This window comes from Dechloromonas agitata is5 (assembly GCF_000519045.1).
GTDB lineage: Bacteria > Pseudomonadota > Gammaproteobacteria > Burkholderiales > Rhodocyclaceae > Azonexus > Azonexus agitatus.
The window spans coordinates 1415559-1434305 of record NZ_KI912532.1 but is presented as its reverse complement, the minus strand read 5'-3'; the positions used below and the strand labels follow the sequence as shown (position 1 = coordinate 1434305).

The 18747-nt window shown below is 65.6% G+C and carries 19 protein-coding genes; 8 read left to right on the top strand and 11 right to left on the bottom strand.

Annotated features, from left to right (window positions below):
• Positions 1-21: 21 nt before the first annotated feature.
• From K420_RS0107080 to K420_RS0107060, 5 genes are all read left to right on the top strand, one after another.
• A complete protein-coding gene (locus tag K420_RS0107080) occupies positions 22-444 on the top strand; it encodes a thioredoxin family protein (RefSeq protein ID WP_051453002.1) in 423 nt (140 codons plus the stop codon).
• Positions 441-1046: a methyltransferase domain-containing protein gene (locus K420_RS0107075; protein WP_027457461.1), complete on the top strand. Its 606-nt coding sequence runs from the start codon at positions 441-443 to the stop codon at positions 1044-1046. The genes K420_RS0107080 and K420_RS0107075 overlap by 4 nt, the downstream gene beginning before the upstream one ends.
• Positions 1047-1155: 109 nt before the next feature.
• Positions 1156-1626, top strand: a complete 471-nt coding sequence (locus tag K420_RS0107070; RefSeq protein ID WP_027457460.1) for a hypothetical protein — start codon at positions 1156-1158, stop codon at positions 1624-1626.
• An 82-nt stretch (positions 1627-1708) separates the two neighbouring features.
• Positions 1709-4312: an aminopeptidase N gene (gene pepN / locus K420_RS0107065; RefSeq protein WP_027457459.1), complete on the top strand. Its 2604-nt coding sequence runs from the start codon at positions 1709-1711 to the stop codon at positions 4310-4312.
• Between the two features lie 210 nt (positions 4313-4522).
• Positions 4523-5038 (top strand): RNase H family protein, encoded by a 516-nt coding sequence (locus tag K420_RS0107060; protein ID WP_027457458.1) that lies wholly within the window; start codon positions 4523-4525, stop codon positions 5036-5038.
• On the opposite strand, the gene K420_RS0107055 is transcribed toward K420_RS0107060, so the two are convergent.
• The 3 genes from K420_RS0107055 to K420_RS0107045 are packed head-to-tail and all read right to left on the bottom strand — an operon-like array spanning position 5028 to position 7337.
• Positions 5028-5543 carry a glutaredoxin family protein gene (locus K420_RS0107055; RefSeq protein ID WP_027457457.1) on the bottom strand — a complete coding sequence of 172 codons (516 nt, stop codon included), beginning with the start codon at positions 5541-5543 and terminating at the stop codon, positions 5028-5030. The genes K420_RS0107060 and K420_RS0107055 overlap by 11 nt on opposite strands.
• A gap of 22 nt (positions 5544-5565) precedes the next feature.
• A complete protein-coding gene (locus tag K420_RS0107050) occupies positions 5566-6342 on the bottom strand; it encodes a LytR/AlgR family response regulator transcription factor (RefSeq protein ID WP_027457456.1) in 777 nt (258 codons plus the stop codon).
• Positions 6321-7337 carry a sensor histidine kinase gene (locus K420_RS0107045; protein ID WP_051453001.1) on the bottom strand — a complete coding sequence of 339 codons (1017 nt, stop codon included), beginning with the start codon at positions 7335-7337 and terminating at the stop codon, positions 6321-6323. Before K420_RS0107045 ends, K420_RS0107050 begins: the two co-directional genes overlap by 22 nt.
• 67 nt (positions 7338-7404) lie before the next feature.
• Between K420_RS0107045 and argH the strand changes: the two genes are divergently transcribed.
• Positions 7405-8793, top strand: coding sequence for an argininosuccinate lyase (gene argH, locus K420_RS0107040; RefSeq protein WP_027457454.1), 1389 nt, complete (start codon positions 7405-7407; stop codon positions 8791-8793).
• 135 nt (positions 8794-8928) lie between these two features.
• Entirely contained in the window at positions 8929-9306 is a 378-nt protein-coding gene (locus K420_RS0107035; protein ID WP_027457453.1) for an OsmC family protein, read from the top strand.
• A 66-nt stretch (positions 9307-9372) separates the two neighbouring features.
• On the opposite strand, the gene grxD is transcribed toward K420_RS0107035, so the two are convergent.
• From grxD to prfA, 3 genes are read right to left on the bottom strand one after another with little or no spacing between them, the layout of a single operon-like run.
• Positions 9373-9693, bottom strand: a complete 321-nt coding sequence (gene grxD, locus K420_RS0107030; RefSeq protein WP_027457452.1) for a Grx4 family monothiol glutaredoxin — start codon at positions 9691-9693, stop codon at positions 9373-9375.
• Between the two features lie 12 nt (positions 9694-9705).
• Positions 9706-10527, bottom strand: a complete 822-nt coding sequence (prmC, locus tag K420_RS0107025) for a peptide chain release factor N(5)-glutamine methyltransferase (RefSeq protein WP_027457451.1) — start codon at positions 10525-10527, stop codon at positions 9706-9708.
• 2 nt (positions 10528-10529) lie between these two features.
• Positions 10530-11612 (bottom strand): peptide chain release factor 1, encoded by a 1083-nt coding sequence (gene prfA / locus K420_RS0107020; RefSeq protein ID WP_027457450.1) that lies wholly within the window; start codon positions 11610-11612, stop codon positions 10530-10532.
• A gap of 133 nt (positions 11613-11745) precedes the next feature.
• Between prfA and K420_RS0107015 the strand changes: the two genes are divergently transcribed.
• A complete protein-coding gene (locus K420_RS0107015) occupies positions 11746-13371 on the top strand; it encodes a GGDEF domain-containing protein (protein ID WP_035854584.1) in 1626 nt (541 codons plus the stop codon).
• A 123-nt stretch (positions 13372-13494) separates the two neighbouring features.
• On the opposite strand, the gene hemA is transcribed toward K420_RS0107015, so the two are convergent.
• The 5 genes from hemA to K420_RS0106990 all read right to left on the bottom strand — a co-directional run bounded on the left by hemA (position 13495) and on the right by K420_RS0106990 (position 18746).
• Positions 13495-14745: a glutamyl-tRNA reductase gene (hemA, locus tag K420_RS0107010; protein WP_027457448.1), complete on the bottom strand. Its 1251-nt coding sequence runs from the start codon at positions 14743-14745 to the stop codon at positions 13495-13497.
• A gap of 72 nt (positions 14746-14817) precedes the next feature.
• The gene (locus tag K420_RS0107005; RefSeq protein WP_027457447.1) at positions 14818-15885 is read right to left on the bottom strand and encodes a sulfate/molybdate ABC transporter ATP-binding protein; all 1068 of its coding nucleotides are present in this window, start codon (positions 15883-15885) and stop codon (positions 14818-14820) included.
• Positions 15882-16757, bottom strand: a complete 876-nt coding sequence (gene cysW, locus K420_RS0107000) for a sulfate ABC transporter permease subunit CysW (RefSeq protein ID WP_027457446.1) — start codon at positions 16755-16757, stop codon at positions 15882-15884. The genes K420_RS0107005 and cysW overlap by 4 nt, the downstream gene beginning before the upstream one ends.
• Positions 16754-17632, bottom strand: a complete 879-nt coding sequence (gene cysT / locus K420_RS0106995) for a sulfate ABC transporter permease subunit CysT (RefSeq protein WP_027457445.1) — start codon at positions 17630-17632, stop codon at positions 16754-16756. The genes cysW and cysT overlap by 4 nt, the downstream gene beginning before the upstream one ends.
• Before the next feature lie 115 nt (positions 17633-17747).
• Positions 17748-18746 (bottom strand): sulfate ABC transporter substrate-binding protein, encoded by a 999-nt coding sequence (locus tag K420_RS0106990; protein WP_027457444.1) that lies wholly within the window; start codon positions 18744-18746, stop codon positions 17748-17750.
• Position 18747 lies beyond the last annotated feature (1 nt).

Here is an 18747-nt window from a genome sequence, read left to right as displayed (position 1 = left end):
ATTCTAGCATGCGCCCCCTGGGTGGCTCTTGATGCATCCGAGCTTTCCCGCGCCGCGGACCTGCGCGCCGAGGCCGCTGCAGCCGCCCGCACCGGCCAGCCGCTCATCGTCATCTACAGCCGGGACGACTGCAGGTTCTGCCAGACGATCAAGCGCGAGCACCTCGGGCCGATGGCCGCCGACACCCAGCGCGGCAAGCGCCTGATGATCCGCGAAATCGGCCAGGATCGCGACACGCCGCTGATCGACTTCCAGGGGCGGCCGACTACCCACGCCGCCTTCGCTACCCGCGAGAAGATCAAGCTGGTGCCGGTCGTCGCCTTCTATGGCCCGAACGGCCGCAAGCTGGCCGAGCCCATCGTCGGCGCCCGGCTGCCCGACTTCTACCAAAGCTATCTCGACGATGCCATCGAGCAGGCAAGCCGCAAACTGAAACAGCCATGACTGAAACCACCAAGCCCGCCGACCAGCGCCCCGAACATCCCGACTTCTGGTGCAAGCGCTTCGGCGAGGGGACGACACCCTGGGATGCCGGCCAGGTACCGGGCGACTTCGCCGAATTCGTCGCCCGCCAGGCCCGGCCGCTGAACACCCTGATCCCCGGCTGCGGCAGCGCCTGGGAAGCGCAGCATCTCGCCGCGCACGCCTGGCCGGTCACGGCGCTGGACTTTTCGCCGCAGGCCGTCGCCCGCGCCCGCGAGGTGCTCGGCGCAGCCGCCGTTGATCTGGTCTGCGCCGACTTCTTCGCCTGGCAACCGCAACAGCCGCTCGAACTGATCTACGAACGCGCCTTCCTGTGCGCCCTGCCGCGCAAATTGTGGGCCGACTGGGGCCGCCGGGTCGCCGAACTGCTGCCGCCGGGCGGCCTGCTGGCCGGCTATTTCTTCCTCTGCGATCAGCTCAAGGGCCCGCCCTTCGGCATCCTGCCTGAGCAACTCGACGACCTGCTGCAAGCCGACTTCGAACAAATCGAGGACCGGGCTGTCCATGATTCCATATCGGTCTTCGCCGGCCGGGAACGCTGGCAGGTCTGGCGACGGCGCTAGGCTTCCCGGCAGCTTGTCGCAAAAAAGCGACAAGTATTTTGTACCCCGGCGTCCACCAGGCCGGCGGTTCTGTCGTTAAATCGATATGTACTGAAAGGAATCCGTCGCCATGAAGCTACGCCATTTTCTCGCAGCCATGCTGCTCCCCCCCCTCCTCATCGCACCGGCCACCGCCCAGGTGTCGGTCAGCATCGGCCAGCCCGGCTTCTACGGGCGCATCGACATTGGCGGCTACCCCGCCCCGGCGTTGATCTTCCCGGAGCCGATGATCATCCGCCCGGCGCCGGTCGCCTACCCGCCCATCTACCTGCGCGTACCGCCCGGCCACGCCAAAAAATGGCGCCACTATTGTGGCCGCTACAACGCCTGTGGCCGCCCGGTGTATTTCGTCCAGGACGACTGGTACCGCCATGAATACGCGCCGCGCTACCAGGAGCGCCATGGCCACCGCGGACGCGACCGAGACTATCGTGACGGTTACCGCGACGGCTATCGCGCTGGTGACCGCTATGAAGAGCGCGGCGGCCGGGGCGACCGCGACCATGGTCACGGACACGGGCACGGCCGCGGCCGCGACTGAGGCTCCGCACGCTCCGGCCACGCGACCGGAGCGGTTCCTGGCGTATCATCGGGCGCTTGTTTGACGTCAGCGCCCGCCCCCCATGAAAACCGATACGCCCCCGACCGTTTATCTCAAGGATTACACCCCGCCGGCCTTCTGGATCGACACCGTCGATCTCGATTTCGACATCGCCGCCGGCAGCACCACCGTCACCGCCACGCTGGCCCTGCGCCGCAACCCCGCGTGCCCCGGCCAGCCGCTTGTGCTCGATGGCGAGGAACTCGACACCCTGTCGGTCACAGTCGACGGGAAAAATTGGCCCAAATCCGAAACGCCGACTTCGCTGACGCTGGCCGACCTGCCCGACACCTGCACGCTGCAGACCGTCGTGCGCATCGACCCGGACAAGAACACCCGCCTGTCGGGCCTCTACCGCTCAAAGGACGGCTATTTCACGCAATGCGAGGCGCAGGGTTTCCGCCGCATCACCTGGTTCCTCGACCGGCCGGACGTCATGGCGACCTATACCGTGACGCTGCACGCCGACAAGGCCACCTATCCGGTGCTGCTCGCCAACGGCAACCCGGTGGCCAGCGGTGACGAGGCCAACAACCGCCACTGGGCCAAGTGGACCGATCCCTTCAAGAAACCGGCCTACCTGTTCGCCGTCGTCGCCGGCAAGCTCGATGTGCTGCGCGACACGTTCCGCACTGCTTCCGGCCGCACCGTGCAGCTCGCCATCTACGTCGAACCGGGCAAGCTCGACCAGTGTCCGCACGCCATGGCCGCCCTGCAGAAATCCATGAAATGGGACGAGGAACGTTTCGGCCTGGAATGCGACCTCGACCATTACATGATCGTCGCTGTCGGCGACTTCAACATGGGCGCGATGGAGAACAAGGGCCTCAACATTTTTAATACCAAGTACGTGCTGGCCCGGCCCGATGTCGCCACCGACGTCGATTTCGAGAATATCGACCGCGTCGTGGCCCACGAATACTTCCACAACTGGACCGGCAACCGCGTCACCTGCCGCGACTGGTTCCAGCTGTCACTGAAGGAGGGGCTGACCGTCTTCCGCGACCAGGAATTCGGTGCCGACCTGCACAATCGCCAGACCGCCCGCATCCGCGAGGTGCGCGGCCTGCGCGCCGCGCAGTTCCCGGAAGATGCCGGTCCGATGGCCCATCCGGTGCGCCCGGCCAGCTTTGTCGAGATCAACAACTTCTACACCGCCACGGTGTATGAAAAGGGCGCCGAAGTCATCCGCATGATCCAGACACTGATCGGCCGCGACGGCTTCCGCCGGGGCATGGACGAATACTTTCGCCGCCACGACGGCCAGGCCGTCACCTGCGAGGACTTCGTCGCTTCGATGGCTGCCGCCAGCGGCTTCGACTTCGGCCAGTTCATGCGCTGGTACAACCAGCCGGGCACACCGCACGTCGCCGTCGACGGCCACTACGATGCCGAGTCGCGGACCTACACGCTGACCTGCACGCAGAGCAATCGCCGCGCCTCAGACGATCAGCCTTACCTGATCCCGATCCGCGTTGCCCTGTTTTCGGAAGCCGGCGACCTGCTGTCCGGCAGCGAACGCACGTTGCACCTGACCGCCACCAGCCAGTCCTTCGTCTTCAACGACGTCGCTGCCGAACCGGTGCCGTCGCTGCTGCGCGATTTCTCGGCGCCGGTCTATCTCGATTTCGACTACACGCCGGAACAACTGGCCCTGCTGCTCGGCCATGAATCCGATGCTTTCAACGCCTGGGAAGCCGGCCAGCGGCTGGCCACAACCCTGATCCTCGACGCCGCCCAGGCCATCGCCGCAGGCCAAAATCCGGGCTGGCCCGACACCTTCACCGCCGCCTGCCGCCGCCTGCTGCAGACGCAAGCCCAACGGGGCGCCGCCTTCGTCGCCGAAGCCCTGACGCTGCCCGGCGAAGGCACGCTGGCCGAACTGCTCGACGTCGTCGATCCCGACGCCCTGCACGCCGCGCGCAACGGCCTGCGCCGCCATCTGGCCGAGGAACTGGAAGGCGAGTTCTCCGGCCTCTACGCCGCGCTGGCCATCACCGAACCCTACGCCCCGACCAGCGAACAGGCCGGCCGCCGCGCCCTGCGCAACGTCTGCCTGGGCTACTTGCTCGAACTCGATACCGACGCCGTTCGCCAACGGGCACTGCAGCAGTTCAAGGCGGCCGACAACATGACCGACCAGTATGCCGCGCTGGCCGCCCTGGCCAACGTCAATGCCGCCACCTGCCCGCAACGCGACGAAGCGCTCGCCGCTTTCTACGCGCAATGGCGCGACGAAGCGCTGGTCGTCGACAAGTGGCTGGCCGCGCAATCGAGCAGCCGCCGGCCGGACACGCTGGCCACCGTCAAGGCGCTGACCACCCACCCTGCCTTCGACGCCGGCAACCCGAACAAGATCTATGCGCTGATCCGCAACTTCGGGGCCAACCTGGTGCGCTTCAACGCTGCCGACGGCAGCGGCTACGCCTTCATGGCCGACCGTATTCTCGAGCTGCACGACAAGAACCCGCAGGTTGCCTCGCGCCTGGCGCGCAGTTTCGACCGCTGGCAGAAGTTCGATGCCGGCCGCCAAGCCCACGCCCGCGCCGCACTCGAACGCATCCGCCAGCATGACGGCTTGTCGCGCGACGTGCTCGAAGTCGTCAGCCGGGCCCTCGGCGATTGAAGCGAAACACAGCGATACGCTCTGTTGCAAACCGTTACTTGAAAGCGGCGGGGGCTGGCCTTATCTTGAACACATGCGCTGAACAGACATCAGCCATGACGGCCCCCTCCCCCAACCCCCACCGGCCGTCCAGAAAGCCCCGTACTCCCCCCGGTACGGGGCTTTCGCCTTTTCCGGGCCGCCATTCGACCAGACCCACAGGCAGGCGCGATGGCCAGGCGTAGAAACCGCAAGCCCGCAGCCCCCATCCACCTCTCGGCCGGCCCGCTGCCCGAACGCCTGATGACCGACTTCGCCGGCTGCCGACTACTCTTCACCGATGCCAGCCGCCTGCGGCACGGCGGGCTGTCGGTCGTGCTGTATGCCGACCCGGCCAGCGAACCGGCGATCTTCACGCGCAGCGTGGCGCTCGACGGCAGTAACCAGCTTGAACTCCAGGCCGCAGTGTTTGGCCTGGAGCAGGCCAGCCGGCTCTATCCCGGCCAGGCCGTCGCCCTGTTTTCCGACAATCGCGATGCCCTCGCCTGGCTGGCCGGCATCCAGTCATCGCCACCCCGTGAGCCGGGCAATATCGGTGCGGCAGGCATCCCGGGAACCGCTCTCCACGCCCAGCTTGCCCATACCACGTTGCACTGGATCAAGGGCCACGGCCGCTGTCGCGGCAACGCCCTGGCCGATCGGCATGCCCGTCTGGCGGCGGGCGGCGTGGCGGGCTTCAGCCTTTGAGCCAGGGCGCCAGCAAACGGCGCAGGGCTGCCTCGTTCCAGCCCTTGACCACGTCATCGCCGACCACGATCAAGGGCACCCCGTTGCCGCCTAACTTGCGGTGCTCCTTGAGGGCTTCCGAGCTTTGTTCGATATCGTGTTCGACATACTGGATGCCGTTGGCGGCGAAGAAGTCACGCGTCAGCCGGCAGTAGCCGCACCAGGCCGTCGCATAGAGGCGAACTTCCGGCTGGCCTGTGGCAGCCGGCCCATCCGGCGCCGCCGTTGCCGGGAACAAGGTGCGCCCGAACCAGAGTGCGGCGCCGAAAGCGAGCAGGACGAGCAACCAGCGTCCGACGCCGCCCTGGTGGCCCATGGAATGACGCGGGCGAGCGTTGTTCGTGCCATCGGGCGGCGGCACGGCAGCGGCCTTGGCATAGGCTTTGGTGCAAGCCGGGCATTGCCAGTCGGGGGCGTCGTCGTCAGGTTGTCGGACGTAGTGGCAGTGCGGGCAGCGTTGGCTCACGTCGTTTCTCACTCTCCAGATTTCAGGAACTCTTGACCAGCGCCTTGGCCGGCGCCCATTGCCGGCGGCTGACCGGCAGCTTTTCCGGCACGCCGCGCAGCAACGCCCAGCCATAGGCCTCGGCATCGTCGCCGGCGGCCTTCTCGAAACCAGCCAACGCCGTCTTGGCAACCAGCACCGAGCGATGCAGGCGCAGGAAGCGATCGGCGAACTCGCCTTCCAGATGGGTCAGCGCCTCGTCGAGCAGGTATTCGCGCTCAGCGGTGCGCGCCGTGACGTACTTCAGGTCGGCCTTGAAATAGAGCACTTCGCCGACCGGCACGAGGAGCAGGCGGCCGCGCTCGTGGCAGGACAGATGGGTCCGGCCACCGCCGCGGATTTCCTGGCCGATTCGGGCGAACAGCGTGCCGTCCGGCCGGCTGGCCGGCACCTTCTGTAGCGCCGCGAGCAGGCGCTGGGCGCGCACCGGCTTCAGCAGGTAATCAACGGCATTGAGATCGAAGGCCTGCACGGCGTAATTGTCGTAGGCAGTACAGAAAATCACTGCCGGCGGCTTTTCCAGGCGGCCAAGGTGGGTCGCCAGTTCGATGCCGTCCATCCCCGGCATGCGGATGTCGGCCAGCACGACATCGACGGTGTGCACCTGCAGCAGATCGAGCGCCTGGACGCCGTTCGCCGCCTCGCCCACCACCACACTCGGCAATTGCACGGCAAGGTCGGCCAGTAACGTGCGCAGGCGGTCACGAGCCAGTGGCTCGTCATCGACGATCAGGATATTCAACGGACTTTGCGCTGGCATGGCAGGGTGATACGGACATCGTAACGGTGGTCGCCCACCTCGGTTTCCAGACGGGCTTCCAGATCGTAATACAGGGCCAGGCGTTCGCGGATGTTGGCTAGGGCCATCTGGTTGCCGGCGGCGTGCTGCGCCTGACCGGCGGTCGGGTTGCTGATCGTGATGTGCAACTCGTCACCGTCCCGGGCGATGGCGACCACCACCGTGCCCCCCTCCGGCGAGGGCTCGATGCCATGATAGACGGCGTTTTCGAGCAAGGGCTGCAGCATCAGCGGCGGAATCGGCAGGTCGAGCGGCGCCGTGCCGAGTTGCCAGTCGACGCGCAACCTGTCCTCGCCCAGGCGCAACGTCTCCAGTTCCAGATATTGCCGGCCCAGGGCAATTTCATCGGCCAGGCTGACCAGTTCGCCCGGATCGCGCATCGCTGCCCGGAACAGGTCGGAGAGCGACTCCAGCGCCGCTTCGGCCTGCTGTGGCCGGGCGCGGATCAGCGACAGCACGGCATTCAGCGAATTGAACAGGAAATGCGGCCGGATGCGGGCGTTCAGCGCGGCCAGGCGGGCCTCGGCCTGGGCCGGCGACAGGGCCTTGGCGCGCAGCTCAAAATAGGCGAGCAGCAGGCCGGCAGTTGCCATGGCCAGCAGGACCGCGCGCAGCGCCGCACCGGGTTCGACCAGGGTCAGGCTGCCGGCATACAGGATGAGCCAGCCGGCCAGAGCCCCGGCCAATCCGATGACCAGGGCCTGCCCGATACGCAGCGGGAGGCGCCACAGGGCGTCGCGCAGCAGGGCGAGCAGCCCCAGTGAGACGAGAAGCAGCGGCTCGACGATGGCCGCCATCTGCAGATAGCTTTCCAGCCACTTGCCGATGGCCGGCGCCTGGATCAGCGCGGCGAGCGCTGCCAGGCCATTGATTCCGAGCAGGACGCGCAGCATGACCCCGAAATTGCGCCAGTCGGGCAGCGGGTGCGTCGCCGGAAAGTGCCGTATACTTGCCATCCTTGTGCGGGTTTCCTTGAAATTCGTCGTCAAATCGTCGCCTAGCGCCCCATTCTAGACCAGAGTCATGACCTCCAACGCCAATCAATACACTTGGGCCGGCCGCTTCTCCGAGCCGGTTTCAGATCTCGTCAAACGCTACACGGCCTCCGTGGACTTCGACCAGCGCATGTGGCGCCAGGACATCCGCGGTTCGCTGGCGCACGCCAGAATGCTCGCCAAGCAGGGCATCATCAGCGCCCAGGACCTGGCCGACATCGAGCGCGGCATGGCGCAGGTGGCGCAGGAAATCGAATCCGGCCAGCTGGAATGGTCGATCGACCTGGAAGACGTGCACCTCAACGTCGAGAAGCGCCTGACCGCACTGGTCGGCGATGCCGGCAAGCGCCTGCACACCGGCCGTTCGCGTAACGACCAGGTGGCTACCGACATCCGCCTCTACCTGCGCGACAGCATCGACGACATCCAGGTGCTGTTGAAGCAATTCCGCAGTGCGCTGGTCGACCTGGCCGAGAAAGAAGCCGCCACGCCGATGCCCGGCTTCACGCACCTGCAGGTCGCCCAACCGGTCACCTTCGGCCACCACATGCTCGCCTACTTCGAAATGTTCGGCCGCGATGCCGAGCGCTTCGCCGATGCCCGCAAGCGTACCAACCGCCTGCCGCTCGGCTCGGCCGCGCTGGCCGGCACGACCTACCCGATCGACCGCGAATTCGTCGCCGCCGAACTGGGTTTCGAAGGCGTTTGCGAAAACTCGCTGGACGCTGTGTCCGACCGCGACTTCGCCATCGAATTCACCGCCGCCTGCGCCCTGCTGATGATGCACATCAGTCGCCTGTCCGAAGAACTGGTCATGTGGATGAGCCCGCGCGTCGGCTTCATCCAGATTGCCGACCGCTTCTGCACCGGCTCCTCGATCATGCCGCAGAAGAAGAACCCGGACGTGCCGGAACTCGCCCGTGGCAAGACCGGCCGCGTCTACGGCCAGCTGATGAGCCTGCTGACCCTGATGAAGTCGCAGCCACTGGCCTACAACAAGGATAATCAGGAAGACAAGGAACCGCTGTTCGACGCCGTCGACACCGTGACCGACACGCTGCGCATCTTCGCCGACATGGCCGGCGGCATCACCGTGCGGGCCGACAACATGAAGGCCGCACTGACCCAGGGCTTCGCCACCGCCACCGACCTCGCCGACTACCTGGTCAAGAAGGGCCTGCCCTTCCGCGACGCGCACGAAGCCGTCGGTCACGCCGTCAAGGCCGCCGAAGCCAAGGGCGTCGACCTGCCGCAGCTGACGCTCGATGAACTGAAGGCCTTCTGCCCGCAGGTCGAAGCCGACGTCTTCGCCGTGCTGACCGTCGAGGGCTCGCTGGCTTCCCGCAACCACATCGGCGGCACCGCGCCGGAGCAGGTCAAAGCTGCCATCGCCCGCGCCCGTCAGCGGCTCGCTTGATCAAGCCAGGCACCGCAAGAACCGCCGGCCACCCCGGCGGTTTTTTTGCGCCTTCGCCAACGGAGGTTTAATATATAAGCACTCGTTGATATACCGATCAACCAGCCAAATAAAATTCACCTCAGGACGAACAGCATGTACAACACCGTTGTCGACAGCACCCCCCTCATCAAGGTCACCAGCGCCAAGCACGAAGCCAACTATGCGGTGAACGGCTCGCTGATGAACCCGCTCGAAGCCTTCTACGCCGCGCTGGCCGCCTGCGCCGCCGTCTACACCAAGAAGGCCTGCAAGGAACTCGGCATCTCGCCGGAAGGCATCGTCATCGATTGCAAGCCCTTCACCGGCGCCGGTGGTCCGCTGACCCTGGCCAAGTTCCGCAGCGAGGTCCGCTTCCCGGCGCACTTCACCGCCGAGCAGAAGGCCAAGGTGCTGGACAGCGTGGCCCACTGCGCCGTGAAGGAAATCGTCAAGGATGGCGCCAGCATCGATTTCCAAGTGGCCGAAGCCTGAACATCAGGCAAACCGCCAACAAAAAACCGGGGCACGCCCCGGTTTTGCTTTTCAGCCAGCCGACAATCAGGCGGCAATACCTTCCAGCAACTGCTGCAACTCGCCGGACTGGTACATTTCCTTCATGATGTCGCAACCGCCGACGAACTCGCCCTTGATATAGAGCTGCGGAATGGTCGGCCAGTTGGCGTATTCCTTGACGCCCTGGCGGATTTCCTCGTCGGCCAGCACATTGACCGTCACGAAATCGGTCACGCCGCACAGCTTGAGAATCTGCACGGCAGTGGCCGAAAAGCCGCACTGCGGGAAGCGGGCGTCGCCCTTCATGTAGAGGACGACCGGATTGTTGGTCACGGTTTCACGGATGCGTTGCTGAACGTCGGACATGGGTTCTCCAGATTACAGGTGGCCGCCTGAGACGCGGGCAATGCCGGCTAGGTCGGGGTGAGTGAATACATCTTTGAAACCGGCCGCAGCCAATAAGTTCCGGCTCGCCTCGCCCTGGTCGTAGCCGTGCTCGAAGAGCAGCCAGCCGCCGGGGGTCAGATGGGTGGCCGCATCGCCCACGATGCGCTGGATGCAGGCCAGACCGTTGCCGCCCGATTGCTGGTCGGTCAGCGCCAGGCGCGGCTCATGCGGCAGGCCGTTCAATGCGAGGTGCGGATCGCCCTCGGCGATATAGGGCGGGTTGGAAACGATCAGGTCGAAGCGCCGGCCGGCCAGCGGCGCCAGCCAGTCGCCTTCGTGGAAATCAACCTTCGCCCCCAGCCGACCGGCATTGTTGCGGGCAACGGCCAACGCCCCGGGCGACAGGTCGACCGCCACAACCGACGCCGCCGGGTATTCCAGGGCCAGCGAAATGGCCACGATGCCGGAACCGGTACCGAGATCGACGACGGACGGAGCGGCTTGTCCGGCGAGCCTGGCCAGCGCCAACTCGATCAGCACCTCGGTCTCCGGACGCGGAATCAGCACGGCGGGCGACACCTGGAAAACGCGGCCGCGAAATTCCGTTTCGCCGACCAGATAGGCCAGCGGCTCGCCAGCGGCGCGGCGCGCGAGCCAGTCGGCAAATTGCGCGAAGGCCGCGGGAATGACCGGGGTTTCCGGACGAGCCAGCAGGTCGGCATGGCTGCAGCCGGTGGCGTATTGCAGGAGCAGCCGCGCATCGAGACGGTCGATCCGGCCGCGCGCCAGGGCCAGCGCCTCGCCCAGCGTCATGCTCAGTTCTGCTCGGCCAGTTCGGCCAACTGGTCGGCCTGGTGTTCGGAGGCCAGCGCGCCGAGCAGTTCGTCCATGTCGCCGTCCATGATCGCCGCGATCTTGTACAGGGTCAGGTTGATGCGGTGATCCGTCACCCGCCCCTGCGGGAAGTTGTAGGTACGGATCCGCTCGGAGCGGTCGCCGGAGCCGATCAGGCTCTTGCGGGTACTGGCGATGGCGCTCTGCTGGGCGCGCACCTGGACGTCCTTGATGCGGGCGGCCAATACCTTCATGGCCGATGCCTTGTTGGCGTGCTGCGAGCGGCCGTCCTGACACTCGGCGACGATGCCGGTCGGCAGGTGCGTGATGCGCACTGCCGAATCGGTTTTGTTGATGTGCTGGCCGCCGGCGCCGGAAGCGCGGAAGGTGTCGATGCGCAGGTCGGCCGGGTTGAGGTTGACGTCCTCGACCTCGTCGGCTTCCGGCATCACCGCGACGGTGCACGCCGAGGTGTGGATGCGCCCCTGGGTCTCAGTTTCCGGCACGCGCTGCACACGGTGGCCGCCGGATTCGAACTTGAGCCGGGAATAAGCGCCGTTGCCGGCCAGCCGGCAGATGATTTCGCGGTAGCCGCCGAGTTCCGATTCGCTGGCCGACAGCACCTCGACCTGCCAGCGCTGGCGCTCGGCATAGCGGGAATACATGCGGAAAAGGTCGCCGGCGAACAGCGCCGATTCGTCACCGCCGGTACCGGCACGAATTTCGAGCAGCACGCTGCGCTCGTCGTTGGGGTCTTTCGGCAGCAGCAATTTCTGCAACGCGATTTCCAGCTCCGGCAGGCGGGCCTTGGCGGCGGCGATTTCCTCCTCGGCGAACGCGCGCATGTCGGGGTCGGCCAGCATGGCCTCGGCCTCGACGATGTCGTTTTCGGCCTGGCGGAACGCATTGAACTGGATGGCCACCGGCTCGACCTCGGCCCGTTCGCGCGACAACTTGCGGAACTGCTCCATGTCGTTCGCCGCATCGGGCGCCGACAGCAGGCGGTCGATCTCGTCGAGGCGATCGACCAGCAACTCGAGTTTTTGGCGGATGCTCGATTTCATGGAAGTGGTGGGTTAGCCGGGAAACATTTCAGGGGGCGCGATTTTAACCGAGATCGCCGTTCATCGGCGATGAAAGGTGATTGCCAGCAAGGACTTATGCCGCAATAATCCCCCCCTTCGCGGGCCGACTCCCATGCACAAAGTATCCCACTCCTTCATCGCGCAGGCGGAAACGCTTGAACTGCGCTGGCAGAACTATCTCGGTAGCGGCGACTTCGACCAGTTCGTCGAATTCACGCTGTCGCTCAACGGCCTGACCGAACGCCTGAATCAGCAAAACCTGCCGGGGCTGGCCAGTGCCTGCCAGGAGCTGGAGAACCGCGCCCTCGCCTTCTTCACCGACCACACGCTGCGCCCGGTTACCAACGAGCAGACAGCGGCGATCAGCCAGCAACTCGACACCATCCTGCAACTGCTGTACCGGCACGAGACGCCGGCCGTCATCACCAAGCGGCTGTCCGACCAGACCAACGACGAGCGCGACCCGTGGGTGCGCCAGCGCAACGTGCTGATCGTCTCGCGCCCCGGCCACCCGTGGAGCGCCGCACTGGTCGAGCAGCTGAGCTTCTACGGTTTCCGGTCGCATACCCTGGACTGGGAAGGGGCGGCCAACCTGGACGAAGCGCCGCTCGCCATCGTGCTGGTCCCCGACCAGGAGGACAGCACCTACCCGCAGCAGGCGCTGACGGCGTTGCAGCGCCTGAAGGAGCGCTACGTTGCCAGCTACGTCTATTGCCTGTCGGTGCCGGCCTCGCTGGAGGCCATCGTCAGCCTGCAGCGGGCCGGGGCCAATGTCTGCATCCCGGCCGAGGTCAAGCTGAGCGACATCCTGTCGCGCATCCTCGACCTGGTCGAGAGCCGCGAGCAGGAAACCCACCGCGTGCTGATCGTCGAGGACTCGAAGACCGCCATCGCCCACATCCAGCGCGCCCTCGACCTGCACGGCATCGACAGCCGGGCGATCAGCACGCCGCTGTCGCTCCTCCAGGCCTGCGCCGAATACCGGCCACACGCCATCCTGATGGACATGTACATGCCCTTCTGCACCGGCGTCGAAGTCACCCGCGCCCTGCGCCAGATTCCGGAATACCAGTCGTTGCCGGTCATCTACCTGTCCGGCGAGGCCGACATCGGGCAACAAGTCGAAGCCCTGCGCCTGGGCGGCGACCAGTTCCTGACCAAGCCGGCCAACCCGATCATCCTCAGCGCCGTGGTCAAGACCAAGATCGACCGCTACCGCGACATGCTGCGCTCCGGCCGCCACGACAGCCTGACCGGCCTGCTCAACCACTCGGCCTCCAAGGAGCAGCTCGAACAGATGCTGCGTCGCACGCTGCCGGTCGGGCAGCTGGCGGTGGCGATGATCGACATCGATCGCTTCAAGTCGATCAACGACAACTATGGGCACCCGGTCGGCGACCAGGTCATTCGTAGCCTGGCCTGGCTGTTGCGCGGCCGTCTGCGCAATAGCGACCTGATCGGGCGTTACGGTGGCGAGGAATTCATCGTCACCCTGGGCGGGGTCGACGCCAACCAGGCAGCAAACCTGCTCAACCGTATCCGCGAGGATTTTTCGCAACTGCCGCACGCCCACAGCCGGGGCGCCCTGCGCGCCAGCTTCAGTTGCGGCATCGCGGCGGTGCCGCACTACCTCACCGGCAGCGCGCTGATCGAAGCGGCCGACGAAGCCCTGCTGCAAGCCAAACGGGACGGACGCAACCGGATCGTCACCGCCGGCCGCCAACGCCCCGGCGCATAACAGAACGAGGCCGGTCAAGCCGGAATAGGCACGTCACCGCCGAGGCGCCGAAACGAGCAAGCGCGACCCCGGCATTCGCCGCGTCTCTCTGCGCCCGCCGCGCTTCGGCGGCGGGTATTCTGATTATTCGCCGGTATGAAGATGGAAGAGGCGCGCCGCGGCGTGCTGCAGCTGGCTGCGCTCGGTCCCGTCCGCTGAGTTGAGGGCTTGCGTCGGGGCGTGCAGGAACTTGTTGGTCAGGCGATGCGACAGGTGGTCGAGCACCTTTTCCGGGCTCTCGCCCTTGGCCAGTTGTTTCAGTGCATGTTCCATCTCGTGGCGGCGCATGCGTTCGGCTGCATCGCGCAACGAGCGGATGACCGGCACGGTGTCGCGTGATTCGAGCCAGGCCAGGAAGTCCCTGACCCGGTTGGCGATGATGTCCTCGGCCTCGACCACGGCCGCCTGCCGCGACTCCAGGCCGCTTTCCACCACCTGCGCCAGATCGTCGACGGTGTACAGGAAAACGTCATCGAGGCGACCGACCTCCTCCTCGATATCGCGCGGCACAGCGAGGTCGACCATGAACATCGGGCGGTGACGGCGGGCCTTGATCGCCCGTTCGACCATCCCGAGGCCGATGATGGGCAGCGGTGCGGCGGTGCAGGAAACGACGATGTCGTGCTGCGCCAGATGCTCACCCAGTTCGTCGAGGCGAATGGCGGTGCCGCCATACTGCTCGGCCAGCGCCCGGCCGCGCTCGACGGTGCGGTTGGCGATGGTGACCTGTTTCGGCTTCTGGGCGCAGAAATGGGCGGCACACAGTTCGATCATCTCGCCGGCCCCGATGAACAGGATGCGCTGTTCGCTGATCGACTCGAAGATGCGCTCGGCCAGATGCACGCCCGCGGCCGCCATGGAGACGATATTGGCGCCGATGGCGGTCGTGCTGCGCACTTCCTTGGCCACCGAGAAGGAGCGCTGGAAAAGCTTGTGCAGCTGGGTGCCGAGGGTGCCGTTTTCCTCGGCGGCGCGCACGGCGTCCTTCATCTGGCCGAGGATCTGCGGCTCGCCAATGACCATGGAATCGAGGCCGCTGGCGACGCGGAAGGCGTGACGGATGGCTTCCGGCTGGTTATGGGTGTAGACGTAAGGCGCCAGTTCGTCGCGCGGCACCTGGTGGTAATGGGCCAGCCAGTCGATGACGACCTCCGGCGACTCGGCGGCGCAGTAGATCTCGGTGCGGTTGCAGGTGGACAGGATGGCCACCTCGCGCACCGGCCGCTCGCGCGTCAGGTCGGCCAGGGCATGGCCCAGCTTGTCGGCGCCGAACGCAACGCGCTCGCGAATGGCGAGCGGAGCGGAATGGTGGTTGATGCCGAGAGTAAAAATCACCGATGTCGGTTAGCGCTGACGAAATGGGGGGCGATTATAGCATCCGCCCCCGAGCGCCCGATTTGCCGCGGATCAGAACAGGAAAGCCTGCTTTTCTGACGGCGGTTTCGGCTGGTTGTCGGCGCCGAACACCCGCATCTGGCGTGGCCGGAACCAGACCCCCTGGCCGACAGCCAGTTGCAACGCCTCGTGCCGCTCGCGCGACAGCTCGACTTCGACGATCTCGCCGCCATGCTGCAACTCGACGCGCACCACCGGGCCGATCGGATGGACATGCGCCACCGTGGCGGCCAGCGCACCTTCGGTCGGCTGCCGGGCGATATCGATATCGTGCGGCCGGACGAAGGCGGTGGCCTTCTCCGGCGTTTCGCTGCGCTCGACCTCGGCATAGCCGCCCTGCACCCGGCTATGGAAGACGTTCACATTGCCGAGGAACTGATAGACGAAAGGCGTTGCCGGGGCCGAATAAACCTCGTCGGGCGAACCGATCTGCTCGATCCGGCCGTGGTTCATGACCACGACGCGGTCGGCCACCTCCAGCGCTTCTTCCTGGTCGTGCGTGACGAAGACGCTGGAGATATGCATGTCGTCGTGCAGGCGGCGCAGCCAGCGGCGCAACTCCTTGCGCACCTTGGTATCGAGCGCGCCAAACGGCTCGTCGAGCAGCAGCACCTTGGGTTCGACGGCCAGCGCCCGGGCCAGCGCGATGCGCTGACGCTGGCCACCGGACAGTTGCGACGGATAGCGGTCGGCCAGCCAGTCGAGCTGGACGAGGCCAAGCAGTTCCATGACCCGGCGCTTGATCTCGCTCTCGCTCGGCCGCTCCTTGCGCGGCTTGACGCGCAGGCCGAAGGCGACGTTCTCGAACACCGTCATGTGGCGGAACAGCGCGTAATGCTGGAAGACGAAGCCGACGTTGCGCTCGCGGGCGTGCAGATGGGTGGCCTCGGCGCCGGAGAACAGGATCTCGCCCTGGTCGGCCGACTCCATGCCGGCGATGATCCGCAGCAGCGTCGTCTTGCCGCAGCCGGAAGGGCCGAGCAGCGCGACCAGCTCGCCGGTCGGAATGTCGAGATTGATGTTGTCGAGCGCGACAAAGTTGCCGAAGCGCTTGGAGATGTTACGGATTTCGATGCTCATGCGGTTTTCTCGCCGGGGAGTTCAGCATTCAACATGTCGGTTTCGGCCTTCATGCGCCATTCAACGATGGTCTTGGCCACCAGCGTGACCAGCGCCAGCAGGGCCAGCACCGAGGCGGCGGCGAAGGCGCCGATCGCGTTGTATTCGTTGTAGAGGATCTCGACGTGCAGCGGCAGCGTGTTGGTTTCGCCGCGGATGTGGCCGGATACCACGCTCACTGCACCGAATTCGCCCATCGCGCGGGCGTTCGACAGGATCACGCCGTAGAGCAGGCCCCACTTGATGTTGGGCAGCGTGACGCGCCAGAACATCTGCCAGCCGGAAGCACCGAGCGAGATCGCCGCCTCTTCCTCATCCTTGCCCTGCGACTGCATCAGCGGGATCAGCTCCCGGGCGATGAAGGGAAAGGTGATGAACAGCGTCGCGAGGATCATGCCCGGTACGGCGAAGATGATCTTGATCTCCTTGGCCGCCAGCCACTCGCCGAAATAGCCCTGCGAACCGAAGAGCAGGATGAAGATCAGACCGGCAACCACCGGCGACACCGCGAACGGCAGGTCGATCAGCGTGATCAGCAAGCTCTTGCCGCGAAAATCGAACTTGGCGATGGCCCAGGCCGCCGCCACGCCGAACAGGATGTTGAAGGGCAGCACGGCCAGCGCGATGACGATGGTCAGCCAGATCGCCGAACGGGTTTCCGGTTCCTTCAGCGCTTCGAGATAGACTGGCAGGCCCTGCGCCAGGGCTTCGACGAAGACGGCGACCAGCGGCAGGCCGAGGAAGAAGAACAGGAAGCCGAGGCCGATCGTCAGCAGCCCGTAGCGCACCCAGGCCGGCTCCTGCGTCGCGCGGGTCAGTTTGTGGGTGCTCATGCCTCAGCCTCCTTGCCCGCCTTGCCGGCCGCCACTTCCAGCGGCTCGGCATTCTTGTGACGATTGGCCGCCCACCATTGCAGGGCGTTGATGGCCAGCAGCAACACAAAGGAAATCGCCAGCATCACGACGGCCAGCGCCGTGGCGCCGAGCACGTCGTATTGCTCCAGTTTGGAGATGATGAGCAGCGGCACGATTTCGGAGACCAGCGGCAGGTTGCCGGCGATGAAGATGACCGAACCGAATTCGCCGAGCGCCCGGGCGAAAGCCAGCGCGAAGCCGGTGAGCAGGGCCGGGCCGATGGCCGGAAAAATCACCTTGACGAAGGTCTGCCAGCGCGAGGCGCCGAGCGTCGCAGCGGCTTCCTCGACTTCGGTTTCGATGTCCTCGATCACGGGCTGCAGCGTACGTACGACAAAAGGCAGGGTGATGAAGGTAAGCGCGAAGACGATGCCGAGCGGCGTGTAGGCGACCTTGATGCCGAGCGGTTCGAGATGGCTGCCCAGCCAGCCATTGCCGGCGTACAGCGTGGCCAGCGTGATGCCGGCCACCGCCGTCGGCAGCGCGAAAGGCAGATCGACCAGCGCATCGACGAAACGCTTGCCGGGGAAGGGGTAGCGGACCAGCACCCAGGCCACGATCAGGCCGAAGAAGGCATTGATCAGGGCAGCCAGCAGCGATGCGCCGAAGGTGACGCGAAAGGCGGCCAGTGAGCGCTCGCCAAGGGCGATGTCGATGATCTGCCCGAAGCCGAGTTCGGACGCCTTGAGCACCATGCCGCCGAGCGGCAGCAGGATGAGCAGCGACAGGTAGACCAGGGTGTAGCCGAGCGCCAGGCCAAAGCCGGGCAGGACGCGGTGATTTTTTGCAGACATGGAATAAGCGCTATGCCGCAAGGGCACGAAGGCGCCCAGGGGGCGCATAGAAAAGCGCAACCCCCTCGGCCTGACCTGGGCGCCTTCGCGCCTTTGCAGTGGATGTCACGATCAATTACTTCGCAACGTAGATCTGGTCAAAGCTGCCGCCATCCTTGAAGTGGGTGGCGAAGGCTTTGTTGGCACCGCCGAAGACTTCATCGACGGTGAAGGTCTTCACCGGCGGGAAGAAGTGGGCGTATTTCTTGAGCAGCTCCGGATCACGCGGCCGCAGGTAGTTCTGGGCGGCGTTTTCCTGGCCTTCCTTCGACCACAGGTATTCCAGATAGGCGGTGGCCTGCTTGCGGGTACCCTTCTTGTCCACCACCTTTTCGATGATGGCGACCGGGAACTCGGTCTGCATGGTCAAGCTGGGATGAATCACCTCGAAGTTGCCCTTGCCGAATTCCTTGGCAATCATCTCGGCCTCGGATTCGAAGGTGATCAGCACGTCGCCCAGGCCACGCTGCATGAAGGTCGTCGTTGCATCACGGCCGCCGGCGGCGAACAGCGGGGCGTTCTTGAGCAGCTTGCCGACAAACTCCTGCGCCGACTTGTCGCTGCCGCCGGGCTGCTTGAGCGCCCAGGCCCAGGCCGACAGGTAGGTGTTGCGGCCGTTGCCGGTGTTCTTCGGGTGCGGGATGATGATCTGGACACCCGGCGCCGCCAGGTCGTTCCAGTCCTTGAACCCCTTCGGGTTGCCCTTGCGCACGATGAAGACCATGGTCGAGGTGTAGGGCGAAGCGTTGTTCGGGAATTTCTTGGCCCAGTCCTTGGCGACCAGGCCCTTGTCGGCCAGGAACTCGATGTCGTTGGCCTGGTTCATGGTGACCACGTCGGCTTCCAGGCCGTCGGCCACGGCGCGCACCTGCTTGGTCGAGCCGCCGTGTGACTGCTTCAGCTCCAGGCTTTCACCGGTTTTCGCCTTCCAGTGCTTCTGGAACATCGGGTTGTAGTCCTTGTAGACGTCACGGGCGACGTCGTAGGACGCGTTGAGCAGGGTGGTGTCGGCCAGGGCGGCACCGGCAACCAGGCCGAGCAGGAGAGTGGCGATCGATTTGCGGAATTGGGTCATG

What these genes read in the sequence shown, in the direction of transcription:
- K420_RS0107075 (WP_027457461.1), top strand. Translation starts at nt 441, where the DNA reads ATGACTGAAACCACCAAGCCCGCCGACCAGCGCCCCGAACATCCCGAC.
- K420_RS0107070 (WP_027457460.1), top strand. Translation starts at nt 1,156, where the DNA reads ATGAAGCTACGCCATTTTCTCGCAGCCATGCTGCTCCCCCCCCTCCTC.
- pepN (WP_027457459.1), top strand. Translation starts at nt 1,709, where the DNA reads ATGAAAACCGATACGCCCCCGACCGTTTATCTCAAGGATTACACCCCG.
- K420_RS0107060 (WP_027457458.1), top strand. Translation starts at nt 4,523, where the DNA reads ATGGCCAGGCGTAGAAACCGCAAGCCCGCAGCCCCCATCCACCTCTCG.
- K420_RS0107050 (WP_027457456.1), bottom strand. Translation starts at nt 6,342, where the DNA reads ATGCCAGCGCAAAGTCCGTTGAATATCCTGATCGTCGATGACGAGCCA.
- K420_RS0107045 (WP_051453001.1), bottom strand. Translation starts at nt 7,337, where the DNA reads ATGGCAAGTATACGGCACTTTCCGGCGACGCACCCGCTGCCCGACTGG.
- argH (WP_027457454.1), top strand. Translation starts at nt 7,405, where the DNA reads ATGACCTCCAACGCCAATCAATACACTTGGGCCGGCCGCTTCTCCGAG.
- K420_RS0107035 (WP_027457453.1), top strand. Translation starts at nt 8,929, where the DNA reads ATGTACAACACCGTTGTCGACAGCACCCCCCTCATCAAGGTCACCAGC.
- grxD (WP_027457452.1), bottom strand. Translation starts at nt 9,693, where the DNA reads ATGTCCGACGTTCAGCAACGCATCCGTGAAACCGTGACCAACAATCCG.
- prmC (WP_027457451.1), bottom strand. Translation starts at nt 10,527, where the DNA reads ATGACGCTGGGCGAGGCGCTGGCCCTGGCGCGCGGCCGGATCGACCGT.
- prfA (WP_027457450.1), bottom strand. Translation starts at nt 11,612, where the DNA reads ATGAAATCGAGCATCCGCCAAAAACTCGAGTTGCTGGTCGATCGCCTC.
- K420_RS0107015 (WP_035854584.1), top strand. Translation starts at nt 11,746, where the DNA reads ATGCACAAAGTATCCCACTCCTTCATCGCGCAGGCGGAAACGCTTGAA.
- K420_RS0107005 (WP_027457447.1), bottom strand. Translation starts at nt 15,885, where the DNA reads ATGAGCATCGAAATCCGTAACATCTCCAAGCGCTTCGGCAACTTTGTC.
- cysW (WP_027457446.1), bottom strand. Translation starts at nt 16,757, where the DNA reads ATGAGCACCCACAAACTGACCCGCGCGACGCAGGAGCCGGCCTGGGTG.
- cysT (WP_027457445.1), bottom strand. Translation starts at nt 17,632, where the DNA reads ATGTCTGCAAAAAATCACCGCGTCCTGCCCGGCTTTGGCCTGGCGCTC.
- K420_RS0106990 (WP_027457444.1), bottom strand. Translation starts at nt 18,746, where the DNA reads ATGACCCAATTCCGCAAATCGATCGCCACTCTCCTGCTCGGCCTGGTT.